The sequence below is a fragment of the Nitrospiraceae bacterium genome, assembly GCA_020632595.1.
In the GTDB taxonomy this organism is placed as follows: Bacteria; Nitrospirota; Nitrospiria; order Nitrospirales; family UBA8639; genus Nitrospira_E.
This window is the reverse complement of sequence record JACKFF010000002.1, coordinates 170,664-183,406: the sequence shown is the minus strand read 5'-3', so window position 1 is coordinate 183,406 and position 12,743 is coordinate 170,664. Positions and strand designations below refer to the sequence as shown.

The 12,743-nt window shown below is 50.6% G+C and carries 12 protein-coding genes; 10 read left to right on the top strand and 2 right to left on the bottom strand.

The window, feature by feature from the left end; all coding sequences use genetic code 11:
* From H6750_05960 to H6750_05945, 4 genes are all read left to right on the top strand, one after another.
* Positions 1-1,512 carry an efflux transporter outer membrane subunit gene (locus H6750_05960; GenBank protein MCB9773855.1) on the top strand — a complete coding sequence of 504 codons (1,512 nt, stop codon included), beginning with the start codon at positions 1-3 and terminating at the stop codon, positions 1,510-1,512.
* 335 nt (positions 1,513-1,847) lie between these two features.
* Positions 1,848-2,720: an ATP synthase F1 subunit gamma gene (gene atpG / locus H6750_05955; GenBank protein MCB9773854.1), complete on the top strand. Its 873-nt coding sequence runs from the start codon at positions 1,848-1,850 to the stop codon at positions 2,718-2,720.
* Between the two features lie 280 nt (positions 2,721-3,000).
* On the top strand, positions 3,001-4,077 hold the full coding sequence (locus tag H6750_05950) for an AI-2E family transporter (protein ID MCB9773853.1): 1,077 nt from the start codon (positions 3,001-3,003) through the stop codon (positions 4,075-4,077).
* Positions 4,078-4,444: 367 nt separating this feature from the next.
* Positions 4,445-5,068 (top strand): class I SAM-dependent methyltransferase, encoded by a 624-nt coding sequence (locus H6750_05945; GenBank protein MCB9773852.1) that lies wholly within the window; start codon positions 4,445-4,447, stop codon positions 5,066-5,068.
* Between the two features lie 55 nt (positions 5,069-5,123).
* On the opposite strand, the gene zwf is transcribed toward H6750_05945, so the two are convergent.
* Both zwf and H6750_05935 read right to left on the bottom strand, forming a co-directional pair.
* The gene (zwf, locus tag H6750_05940) at positions 5,124-6,509 is read right to left on the bottom strand and encodes a glucose-6-phosphate dehydrogenase (GenBank protein MCB9773851.1); all 1,386 of its coding nucleotides are present in this window, start codon (positions 6,507-6,509) and stop codon (positions 5,124-5,126) included.
* A 437-nt stretch (positions 6,510-6,946) separates the two neighbouring features.
* The gene (locus tag H6750_05935; protein ID MCB9773850.1) at positions 6,947-7,321 is read right to left on the bottom strand and encodes a VOC family protein; all 375 of its coding nucleotides are present in this window, start codon (positions 7,319-7,321) and stop codon (positions 6,947-6,949) included.
* A gap of 418 nt (positions 7,322-7,739) precedes the next feature.
* Here H6750_05935 and H6750_05930 point away from each other — a divergent pair, with 418 nt between their 5' ends.
* The 6 genes from H6750_05930 (at position 7,740) to H6750_05905 (ending at position 12,588) form a co-directional block, all read left to right on the top strand.
* On the top strand, positions 7,740-9,800 hold the full coding sequence (locus H6750_05930) for an FAD-dependent oxidoreductase (protein MCB9773849.1): 2,061 nt from the start codon (positions 7,740-7,742) through the stop codon (positions 9,798-9,800).
* Positions 9,801-9,915: 115 nt separating this feature from the next.
* Positions 9,916-10,128 carry a type II toxin-antitoxin system HicB family antitoxin gene (locus tag H6750_05925; GenBank protein ID MCB9773848.1) on the top strand — a complete coding sequence of 71 codons (213 nt, stop codon included), beginning with the start codon at positions 9,916-9,918 and terminating at the stop codon, positions 10,126-10,128.
* Positions 10,125-10,313 carry a type II toxin-antitoxin system HicA family toxin gene (locus H6750_05920; protein ID MCB9773847.1) on the top strand — a complete coding sequence of 63 codons (189 nt, stop codon included), beginning with the start codon at positions 10,125-10,127 and terminating at the stop codon, positions 10,311-10,313. The genes H6750_05925 and H6750_05920 overlap by 4 nt, the downstream gene beginning before the upstream one ends.
* Positions 10,314-10,731: 418 nt before the next feature.
* Complete coding sequence (locus H6750_05915) at positions 10,732-11,709, top strand: hypothetical protein (protein MCB9773846.1); 978 nt, start codon at positions 10,732-10,734, stop codon at positions 11,707-11,709.
* 21 nt (positions 11,710-11,730) lie between these two features.
* Positions 11,731-12,066 carry a hypothetical protein gene (locus H6750_05910; protein MCB9773845.1) on the top strand — a complete coding sequence of 112 codons (336 nt, stop codon included), beginning with the start codon at positions 11,731-11,733 and terminating at the stop codon, positions 12,064-12,066.
* Between the two features lie 159 nt (positions 12,067-12,225).
* A complete protein-coding gene (locus H6750_05905) occupies positions 12,226-12,588 on the top strand; it encodes a hypothetical protein (protein ID MCB9773844.1) in 363 nt (120 codons plus the stop codon).
* Positions 12,589-12,743: the final 155 nt, after the last annotated feature.

Genomic DNA, 12,743 nt, shown 5'->3' with positions numbered 1-12,743 from the left:
ATGACTAGAAGACCTCTCCCTATCCTGTTGAGTCTTCTGATCACCTGGGGCTGTACCATGGGACCGGATTATAAACGGCCCGATGTTCCGACCTCCGATTCCTGGCGGCTCGCGCCCGGGACCTCAGAATCCATCGCCAATATGCCCTGGTGGGAATTGTTCAAGGATGAAGAACTGCAGAAACTGATCCGTACCGCCTTACAGGAAAATCTTGATCTGCGAGTGGCCGCCGCTGCTGTTGAGGAGTTTAACAACCAACTCGTCATCGCCAAATTCGATTTTGCCCCATCCCTCGGGTATCAAGGAGAGGGGATGTACTATCACAATACGAATAACGGGTTGTCCACTGGAAACGGGGCCGTTATACCCGGGCAAGCTGGCGGACAAAGTGGACGGGGTGACCTGGACTTTTCGAGACAATCCTTCGTGGGCGGCATCAAATGGGAAATCGATCTCTGGGGACGGATTCGCCGGAATGTCGAAGCCACACAGGCCGAATTACTGGCGCGGGTTGAAAACCAGCGTGGGGTGGTTATCGCCCTGGTCAGCGACGTAGCCCAATCCTACTTCGTCCTCCGTGCCCTTGACCTTCAGGTGCAAATCGCCCAACGCACACTCAAAGTCTGGGACGAAGCCGTGAGACTCAGTCGGTCGCAATATGAACACGGGTATGCTTCGAAGTTGGATCTGGATCGCTTCGAAGCCGAGCAGGCGGGCACAAGAGCTCAATTGGCAAATCTGGAGCAACAGGTGGTGCAAGCGGAGAACCGGATCAGCGTCTTGTTGGGACATCGTCCGAATGCCATCCCCCGCGGGTTGGTCCTCACGGAACAGCCTCTACCGCCTGAAGTGCCGGTCGGATTGCCTTCGAGTCTCCTGAGTCAACGCCCGGATATTCTTGAAGCGGAACAAAAACTTGCCGCGGCAACCGCCAACATCGGCGTGGCGCAGGCTCAACGTTTTCCACAATTCAGTATCAATGCCGGCGGAGGTGTAGCCGGCTTTCAGTTGAACTCGATGGGGACGGGACCGTTTGCGACTGTTGGCGCATCAGGCACCTTAACCGGTCCGCTTCTCAACGCGACGGCACTTGGCTATGGTGTCGGGGTCGAGACTGCTAAAGAGCAACAGGCCCTTGCCCGGTACGAGTTGGCCATTCTCAATGCCTTTAGGGAAGTTGAGGACTCGTTGATCACGATCGAAAAGACCAAAGAGCAAACCGAAGCCCAGGAATCTCAGGTGGCATCACTCAAGTCCGCGTTGAATTTCGCGGACAAGCGTTACCGGGGAGGGTTTGCGTCTTACCTGGATGTCCTAACAGCCCAACGGGATCTCTTTCAGGCTGAGCTGAGCCTGGTCTCAACCAGACAGCAACATCTGAGTTCCATTGTCCAGCTCTATAAAGCCCTGGGCGGTGGTTGGTCCTCCACCGAGGACAAGGGGCAGCCGATTTCCTCTCCCTTAGAACCGGTTCCATTAGACCATGAAATACAGTCTGACCTGAAAAGCTAAGATACTGTATGCCTGCAGAGCAAGGCGTGAAATGATCCTGCTGGCCGACTCAATGGAAGGAAGAAAGCCGCCAGGCACCCCTGAGAACCAGTAAGAAAACTCCCTTGCGGCATTTTCTGAAGTTATCCTGCAAGCTCCCGCCTTTCACACACCATAGATTTTCGCACTCATGGCCAGGTGCGTGAAATCGGGAGTTGAACGTTCTGCCTTCCGGGGTTTGCAGCGGAGGCTTCCCAATTTGTAACATGGGAGGCTCCCCAAGTTTCAAAAGAGATAAAGGAAGCCGCTCATGGTTCCGTTCACCAGATCCTATTTAGTTTAGGAAAGGAGAGAGGATGGCAAACCTACAAGCCCTGCGCCGCAAAATCGGTTCAATTAAGAACACGCAAAAAATCACCAAGGCCATGAAGCTGGTAGCTGCATCCAAACTCCGCCGTGCGCAGCAACGAATTCTGGCCTTTCGCCCTTATGGACAGGAATTGCGCCGTGTACTGGCCAACCTGAGCGGTCGGGTCAATCAGTCGGTCCACCCCCTGTTTCAAAAGCGCACGGTTAACATTATTCAAGTGACCGTGGTGTCAAGCGACCGTGGTTTGTGCGGAGGATTCAATATGAATGTCTTTCGCAAAGCAATCCAGGTGATTCATGAATGCGAGGGAAGAGGGGCAAAGGTCATCGTCGGAGTCGTCGGGCGAAAAGCGAGCGAATATTTTCGCCGCCGTCATTGGCCCATTCGCGATCAAAATGTGAATGTCTTTGAACGATTGACCTATGAGCATGCACTCGAAGTCGGGTTGGCTGCAGTAGACGCGTTTACCGATGGGGTCTTTGACGAGGGCTATATCGTCTATAATGAGTTTAAAAACATCGTTCAACAACAAGTGGTGGTGGAAAAAGTTCTTCCTATTGAACCGCTGGAAGAATTTGGAGTGGCGGAATCGCAAACCGGAGGCGGGTATCTGTATGAGCCCGATCAGGAGGAATTACTCTCGGCCCTTCTTCCTAAGTATGCGCAGGGGCAGGTTTTCCGGATATTATTGGAATCATCGGCCGCAGAACAAGCCGCCAGAATGGCGGCCATGGATGGTGCTACCCGCAATGCGGGTGAACTCATCAAGCAACTCAGCCTGAAATATAACAGAAGCCGTCAAGAGGCTATTACAAAGGAACTCATGGATATCGTCGGCGGGGCAGAAGCGCTCAAATAAGCTGGCTTATTAAATATGCTCGAGATGAGCAGCCGTCAGTCCGGCGAGAAAATCTTGTGAAGCGCGTTCAATAAAGATCTGTCCCCTACCCTGCCTCTACCAATTGGATTCGTCATGAGGAATAATCTAAGATCTGCGACACGCCTCTTCCAATGGTATTCGCTCAAAACAAAGAACCACAGATCCATATAAAATCAACGACGAATTGCCCTTCTCCATTGTCCTTCAACGATAATTGCGCTCAAAACAGCTAAGCCCCATCGACATATCTTGAAGCCTCATGCGCCAGGATGAAATTACCAAAAGTGCACTGGAAGCGGTCACAAAAATCGGCCTGGTGGCTCTACTCATTGTCTGGTGCTTTGAGATCATCCACCCGTTTGTGGGTCCCATTGTGTGGGGGATCATTATTGCCGTGGGAACCTTTCCGATCTATGGCTGGGTGCGTCACTGGGTAACAGAACGGAATTGGCTGGCGGCCACTTTGATGACCGTGGCTTTACTGGTGATCCTGGTTTTTCCCGTGGTGTTTCTGGTCACGGTGCTGATCGATAATCTCCGGGTGGTCTCCGATCAATTACGTCAAGGCCTTCTAGTCATACCGCCGCCGCCTCAAGGGATCAAAGATTGGCCGGTGATCGGCGCTTCGATAGAAAAGGTCTGGGGCATGGCGTCTGAAAATCTTGAGGTCGCTATTCAACACATCACCCCGCAACTGCGTGCATTTGTCTCTCCGCTTTTGGGAGCGGCCGCCACGGTCGGACTCAATATTGTGAAAGTCATTGTGGCGGTGGTTTTAGCCGGAGTATTTTTGGCCTATTCAGAAGAGGGCTATCGATTATCAAGGGCCATTGGCAGGCGGTTAGCCGGCCAGCAAGGGGGAGAACTGGTAGACCTTGCCGAAGCCACCATGCGCAGTGTCGTGCGAGGAGTTCTTGGCGTAGCCCTGATTCAGTCAAGTGCGGTTGGTCTCGGTCTGGTCGTGGCCGGAGTGCCGCTTGCAGGGTTATGGACAGTGCTCGCCCTGATTCTATGCATTGTTCAAATCGGACCCATGCTCATCATGGGTCCGGCTGTGGTCTATATATTTTCGACCAGTGACACGCTCCCGGCAGTATTGTTTTTAATCTGGAGTATTTTTACCGGGTTGCTTGATAACTTTTTGAAGCCTTTGTTGCTGGGCCGCGGTCTCGACGTGCCGATGATCGTGATATTCATGGGGGCGATCGGTGGGCTGTTAATGTCCGGTATCATCGGTTTGTTCGTCGGTGCCGTCGTGTTGGCACTGGGATTTAAAGTATTCAACGCTTGGCTCAAGGTCGAACCATCAACGACGTCGGAAGGCTCCACATCGTGAGCCATGTCCAGCATCAGGAGAACTCGTGGAGCTGAGATGTGACAGACTTATACAAAACAAAATACCCCAACAGCTGGATCCGGCAACCCATAGAATGATGCAATAAATCCAATACCGTATATGAAGGTCGTCAGAGACACCATCAGACCTTGAATCAAACAATACGATAAAAAAAACCGCGCACACAAACAGCAATGACCTGTTTACAAAAGCGTTTGAATGGGTTGGATTTTCATTGAATGCAGATACGACCGCTCTCGATCGATCCCTGCTATCGGAAATTAAGCAAATGACCCTCGCCAAACTGATGGGCGGATTCTTTCATGCCGTGAATCGCATCATCCGGTCCTAACCACAGAGGTGCCCCATGGACACAAAAGCACATTGGGAAGACGTGTATCGGGACACGGCCACAGAAGAGTTAGGCTGGTATCAAGCCCACCCTACCCTATCATTGAATCTGATTCAGGCCACAGGCGTTCCAAAAACCGGAAACCTCATCGACGTGGGAGGAGGCGATTCCACACTGGTCGACCATCTCCTCGAGCAGGATTTCGATCACATCACCGTACTCGATATTTCTTCCTCCGCTTTGGCGCGGGCCAAAGCCAGATTAGGCTATCGCGCGGATCTCGTGACTTGGATCGAAGCCGATATCACTGATTTTCGTTCATCCAGGACATATGATGTGTGGCACGATCGAGCCGTGTTTCATTTCCTGACGGAGGCGGAGGATCGGGAAAAATACTGCGAGACCATGAACAGGGCTGTGAGCGCGCAGGGTCACGTGATCATTGCGACGTTTGGATATGAGGCTCCACCAACATGCAGCGGGTTACCGGTCGTTCGGTATTCCCCTGAATTTTTGACTTTAGCCATCGGAAGCCACTTTGTCTTTATTGAGTCATTCGAAGAGCTTCACATGACGCCGGGGGGTAACACGCAGCCGTTTATCTATTGCCGCTTTGCGAGGCAGAAAAAACCTGAGTGAGGAAGACCTTTTTGGATGGCTAGACCGGACGGGATGTGAATAAGAGAATGTCGATTTACTCCTCCTCTATCGGGTTATGCCATCCCCCGATATTCGCCGTGAGGGCCTGAGCTTCATTAGGACCCCAAGTCCCCGGTGCATATTCAAAAACGGGAGTGGACATCTTCACAATCGGGTCCACAATGCGCCAGGCCTCCTCGACTCCGTCTTCCCTTGCAAATAATGCCGTGTCTCCCTCCATCGCATCACCAATGAGGCGTTCATAGGCTCCCTGTTCATCACCTTCTTGCCGACAGACGTACAGCTCGATGTCTTCACCCGTCATTCGCTCGCCAGGTTTCTTCGCCCGGGCTCCCACTGCGATTGCGACCCGATCAGGGCCAAGCCGGAAACGGACATGGTTCGATGCCTCTGATCGAGTGTCCTCGAAAAGCTGATGAGGCGGATGTTTCAGTCTGACCAACACTTCCGTTGCGGTCACCGGCAGGCATTTCCCCGTGCGAATAAAAAAGGGCACCCCTTCCCAACGCCACGAATCGATGTGAATCTGCATCGAAGCAAAGGTTTCGGTCTTCGAGTCCGGCCTCACCCCGGGCTCCTCGCGATAGCCCCGAAACTGTCCACGTACCAGAGATTTCCCGGTAAGTGACCGGATGCCCTTGAATGCCTTAACCCGTTCATCGCGGACGGCCTCTCCATCGGCACGGACAGGTGGCTCCATGGCCAGGTTGGCAACGACCTGCAGCAGGTGATTCTGGACGACGTCACGGATCGCACCGGTTTCCTCATAAAACTTTCCCCGGCCCTCAACCCCGAATGTTTCGGCCATCGTGATCTGTACACTTTCCACGTAGTTACGATTCCAGATGGGTTCAAGAAATGAATTGGCAAAACGAAAAAACAGCAGGTTTTGAATGGACTCCTTTCCCAGGTAATGATCGATACGAAAAATTGCCGACTCATCAAAGACGCCACGCAGGGTATGATTTAGAGCTTGAGCGGAGGCCAGATCACGTCCGAAGGGTTTTTCCACGACGACACGTGCGCCGGAGGCACAACCTGACTTCCCTAAACTTTCCACCACCGCGGGAAACAGAGTCGGAGGGATGGCCAAATAAAAGAGGGGGTGTTGCGCAGTGTCTAGAGTCTGACGTAAACGGGTAAAGGTGTCTTCCTCCTGATAATCCCCATCAACATATCTGAGCCAATTAGAAAGTTTTGCAAATGCCGTCTCATCGACCCCACCGCCGAATTTTTCCAAACTGTCCCGGACTCGCTGTCGGAGATGCTCCACGTCCTTGCCGCCTCGCGCGACACCGACAATCGGCACGTCAACCTTCCCATGTTGAATCATGGCTTGAAGCGCCGGGAAAATTTTTTTATACGCGAGATCGCCTGTGGCTCCGAACAGCACAAGCGCATCTGAACGAGCATTCCCCATCAATCCCTCCTCGACCAATCCACAAAGTATATCAACGCATCCGGGTTTTCCAGGATAACCCGCCAGTCTCCTAATCCTTTTTGGAATTCAATCTACTTTGAATTCCTCTCCTTTGTAAGGAGAGGCAAGGTGAGGTAGAGTCCTGGTACCCTCGAGAAGCCACGATGGGATCAGCCATTCAGTGCTGTGCAGAGGCTACCTCCCCTCCGCCCCTCCGTCTTTATTCCTCTTCGAAACAAAGCCATACAAAGGAGGGGGACTCAAGGACGATGAACTTTACAATTTAATTATACGAATGTCTGAAGGACCAGTATATCCAATGGGCATGAACCAAAGAAGACAAGTTATGTAAAATGACCGTTCTCACTTATCCGGCCAAATAATTTTAATGGAGCATAATACATCTTGGTGTTTAACATATAACCCTTTGGAGTGCTCTACCCCACCGTGAGGAGTTCGAGAACGTGCCCATTCAGGTCGCAAAAGTACACGCCGCGTCCCCCACCCCGGTGGTTGATGGTCATGTTCTCCCGTGCTGTGGGTTCGCTTCCATACGGAATACCTTCGGCCTGAATGCGACCGAAGATCCTGTCGAAATCGTCTTCACCCACCTTGAATGCATAGTGATGGGCATCGAACGTGTCATCATAGTCATCATCAAAATCAAACGTGAGCGTCTTATTGATCCGTAGCGGCGCAAAATACCCGACCGTTCCTTCCTCGAACGCGAGTCCGAAAATTTTCGCATAGAATTTTGCCGAGGCCACTTTGTCATACGCCGGGACGATGGTGTGATTGAGTTCAATCGACATACCGCATTTCCTTACCGTCGGTATGATCCTGAATCGCCTGCTTCAGCGACAGCTGAACCGGCAGACGAGGAGCCACACTATGAGTGTGGTCCGGCCTTTCACACTTTGACGAAGCGTTCTTTTTTCCGGCCATAAATACGGTCATTATGGAGAAAATCTAGCTGTTTTAGCGAAGGCCCGGCAAGCGAAGGTTAAATTTCCTTTGGCGGACGGGCTATACAAATGGGTGAAGGTGATCACGGGCCCTACACCGGAAAACTAGGGAATCTCCTAGTTCTCTTAAAGGAGAATTGGGTGTAAAAAGCATGATACACTCGGGAGTATTTCAGTCGAAATCAAGCAATGATGAGGATGCTGATCCCCATCACACAGCTGTAATTCCAGCATCTGATCGCAGGGGGAAAAGGCCATAAGCGGTATGCACACGAAATGGGAAGTCGTCATTCTTGGTGGAGGCTTTGCCGGTCTGGCCTGCGCCCGTCGACTCGAAAAACTTTGGGGGAAAGACACGGCCAAACGCGTCCTTCTGGTTAGCGCGGAAAACTATTTCGTCTACCAACCCTTTCTTTCGGAGGTGATCGGAGCGGGGATCGAACCGCGCCATGTCATGAACCCCATTCGACTGGCGCTGCGCCGCTGCATGGTGCAACGTGCCGAAGTCACGACCATCGATCTGCAGCAACGACGAATCGAATTCAATGCCGAGGAGGGGATAAGGCTGAAACCCGTCGAAGCGGAACACCTGGTCATCGCGTTGGGAAGCAGCACCAATCTCCGTGCGATACCGGGCATGATGGAGCACGGGTTATTTTTGAAGACGCTGGCTGATGCACTGGGAATCCGGGAACATATCATTAAACGTCTTGAAGAGGCGGATCTTGAGCCAAACCCGGATATTCGGCAGTCCCTCCTCCATTTCGTGGTCGTCGGTGGTGGATATAGCGGTGTCGAAACCGCTGGTGAAATTCTTGATTTGTTGCAAGATGCCAGACGATTTTATCCCGCATTTGACCCGTCGGAACTGCAAGTTACTCTGGTGCATTCGGGCCCATATCTACTCCCTGAACTGGACGAAGACCTCGGACGTTTTGCTCAACGGTCTCTTGAATCGCGCGGAATGACGGTCCTGCTGAACCGACGGGCATCCTCTGTCAGCGCAGGATATATCCGGCTACATGATGGCACCCGCCTCGAATCACAGAATCCGATCTGTACGATTGGAAACGCCCCGAATCCGGTCCTGACAGAATTGTCAGCTGAGTATGCCAAGGGATGGCTCATCACCGACGAGTTTCTACGCCTCAAGGGATTTACTCATGTATGGGGCATTGGAGATGGAGCGGCCAATCCGGATGGCTATGGGAATCAAGCACCGCCGACGGCTCAATTCGCGATCAAACTTGGCCGGCATGCGGCCGAGAACATCGCCCTATCCTCATCTGGCAAACCCCTTCGTCCCTTCCGCTACAAAACGCTGGGCCAAATGGCGACCATCGGCCACCATAAGGGCGTCTGCTCGATTTTCGGGTTCCGGTTCAGCGGATTTTTTGCATGGTGGTTGACCCGGACCATTCATCTACTGAAATTGCCTGGACTCGACCGCAAGCTGCGGGTCATGGTCGATTGGACCTTTGAACTTTTTTTCCCGCCGGATCTGAATTACCTGGACCTGAAAAAAACGCAAAAGATTGCGCGCCTGCATGTGGAACCGGGCGATGTGATTTTCCGACAGGGAGAAGAAGGTTCCGCCTTCTATGTGGTTGAGAAAGGGTCACTAGAAGCCGTGCGATACCATGAAAATGGCGAAGTGCTATGGCGTGACGAACTGATTCCGGGAGATCATTTTGGAGAAGGATCTTTTTTATATGGTGTGGTGCGGCGCGTCACGGTGACGGCCAAAACGGCGGCTACGATCATGGTGTTTAATTCTAAGGAATTCAAAGCATTCGTCGGGAGCTTCCAAAGTCTGAGCGGGATTCTCCGCTATACGGCGCAACGAGGACCTCAAGAAGACGTATTGGGCGAAACACGGTGGACGACGGAACTGCTCTCCTCTCCCGTCGAAGCCGTGATGAAACAATCCGCACCGTGTCTTCCGGAAGCCGCCACGATCAATGAGGCGATCCTGGCCTTTGGAAATGGTTCACAGACCTTGTTGCCCATCGTGGATGCGGAAGGAAAAATGACCGGCATTCTGACAAAAACGGATGTCTATCGGGCCATGACCCATGGCCAGGATTTTGGTGAGTCCGTCGACACGATCGCCAAGCATGAGGTCGCGGCCCTTCATGAGGGACAGGCCGTGCGCGAAGCCTTACGGGTGTTGTACATGAAAGATGTGAAACAGGCCCCGGTGCTGGATCATCAATCCCGGCCGATAGGGATATTGAGTCACATGGATATTGCCGAGGCAAGAATTCGGCTTGAACATCGGGCATCAGATAGACGGCACGCTTCCTCTGTAGACACACCTGAGTAGTGAGGATTCTTCAATTAACAATTGACAAAATGATGCCGATTCCTCTTTGATAGATAAATTATTCAACTCCAAAAGTCTTTGCGACGTTGCTTCCTGTATGAAAAGGAGACGAACCATGAATCAAGCATATACGGCTGTGATTAAAAAAGACGCTGGATGGTGGATCGGGTGGATCGAAGAAATTCCTGGCGTCAACTGCCAAGAGAGCACCCGTGAGGAATTACTTGCAACCCTCAAGATCACTCTAAAGGAAGCGCTAGAATTTAATCGACAAGAAGCCCTGGGAGCGGCCGGATCCAATTTCGAAGAAGAGCCTATCGGAGTATGAAACGGGAGGAACTGGTTCGCCACCTTCGATCACACACATGTGAGCTGTTGAGGGAAGGTGGTCGGCATTCCTGGTGGCATAATCCTCAGCTCAATAAACGGTCGGCTATCCCAAGACATAAAGAAATCAGTGACCAACTCGCAAAGAAAATCTGCAAAGATCTCGGAGTGCCTTCCATAAAATAATTCTTTTCAGCCCTCCTCCAGGTTCCCAACGACCGGCAAAAGTCCTTTATTTCGTGACAAATCAAACCATTGACTCTTAAGCAACGGACCGTAGGCGCGACCGCTACCCTGCCACCAATTAAATTAATGCCTTAGGTCATCCACGCCAAAATCCCATTCAGGGTAAACTCCTTCAACCTGTTTCTGGAATTCTGGCTGGACTCTTTTCTTCGTTTATCCTACTGTAACCGAATACAATATCCTGCTGTATAGCGTGAGTAAAGACGGGGTTGAGGAATGCCAGGCCATTGAGAAGTTCAGTGCCGCAAATTGTTAGGCGGCAACAGTAGAGCTTTCGATTAACCGTCCGCTTACGACCCAAAGCAGACGTTTAGAGTGCGAATTGTTCCCGTTAAAGTAATATATGTAGATTGGTAAAATGAACAAACAGATTTTAGAGAAGATAACTCAGCTAGACTCTTTGGAAACTGTTGTTCGGGAACACATCAATACCACACGTTATCAAAATGATCTTATCAGTGATTCAGACAACTGGAATCAAATCTGCTGCTCATTAGATGCAATTGGCGATACATCATACTCCATCAGCGATTATATTGAATCTGATTATCCCAGCAAAGAAGGCTTAAAATACATATATACCTACGGCTTACTTCAAGCTCTATTTATTCAACAAGATGCCATATTACATTTGTCTGAGGCATTTAAGATAAAGTACCACAGAAGTGATCCTCTTAAACAAATACGTTACCTAAGGAATGCTGCAATAGGGCACCCAACAAAACAAACTCAGGGGACGCCCGAGGGTCAGACACATTACAACTTCATTTCAAGAACGACGTTGTCCAAAAATGGCTTTAGGTTGATGCAATGTTACGATCAAGGAAAAATGAAATTCATTGATGTAGATTTATTCAAAATAATAGGCGATCAACTTGATGAAATTAAATCTGGATACGAGTCTATAGCAAATAAACTTAAAGAGGCTGACAAGATGCACAAACAGAAGTACAAGGACAACCTTCTAATCAATATTTTTCCTTCAAGCATTGGATACAGTTTTGAAAAAATTGCACAAGGTATTCATTCACCCGACTTAGACAACATTCGGCTCGGACTTGCCATGCTTAAAGGTGTCAAGGATACTTATCTTAAATTCGAAAAAGCTCTGAAGGAGCGGGGTGATTTTGCCCCTTATACACAATACGAACTTGATGAATACAAACACGCTCTGTCCAGACTGGAAACATATCTTGAGGGCGGTGAACATCATATGTCCGAGAGTGACGCAAGGATTTATCACTTCTATATGCGCGAACAGCATAAACACTTTGAACAAATCGCTAAAGAAATTGATGATACTTATGCCTGCGAATCTCAAGCCGAAGTGAAGTAAAGAATAATTGAATGTCCGCTTTTGGCCGAAAGTGGACATCAAAACACGACCCGACCTGAAACTGCCTTTAAGGTCATCGGAGGGCGACTATTTCAATTAATCTCTTCCAACTACCAATCCGAAACAAAAAAATGGTTGGGGAAGGGTTTAGATTTTTCGATGAAAAGTTCATCCTTCGTCTTCTGGAAAGAGATCATTAGAAATGGCGTTTATGATCATTCGTCCCCATGGATTCATGAAGGGCCAGTCAGCATACCCAACGGCTGCTTGCTGGGGCTGTTGAAAAAAGCCGCCAGCGGCGTTCTCGCCATTTTTCCGTGCTCACGTACTGGAAGTACGCTCTGCGCGCAAAAATGACTGCGGCCTTGCTGGACGAACTTTTTTGAACCGCCCCGAGGGCCTCTAATATGCAACGTGCTTGTTGGTCAATATGCCCTTGGAAATTTTTATTACTCAACAATCTCTAGCTAGAAACGCTATTTACTGAGAAGATGTTTAAGAGTTAGGATAACTCTCATGAGATCCTTCCCCAAACTGTTAGCCCTCTTCCTCATTGGTCTGTTCCTCGCGTTCAGCTTTAACGCCTATGCCTGCGTGGTGCCGGTCTTTGCCAAAATGCCGGTGGCTCAAGTGAGTGATTGCACCATGCCGGGGGAAGAACCTGTTACTCAGTTCTGTGACGGGTTTAAAACTCTCGCGGTCCAATCGAGTCTGGATACTCCTTCAAATAGCCAGGCTCATGCCCCCTTCATTGGCGAAATGGCCCTGCTGCTTCCAGACCTTGTCCCCTCCTCCAGAACATTCATCTTTCCGCCCGGTACCGGCCAGGTGGCCGTGCCCAAAGACCTTCTCCTCCTCATCTCGGTTTTTCGTATTTGATCCCCTCCCCGTTTCTCCGTTCATCACCAATTCCCTGAATTCACGACCTGACTGATCCCGGTCCGACATCTTCAGGCCTGATCGACAGGACCATTTTCTCCTTTCTGCTTCTTTGGATACGAGGCAGAATCGGTGAGAGGTCCATGGTCGTTACA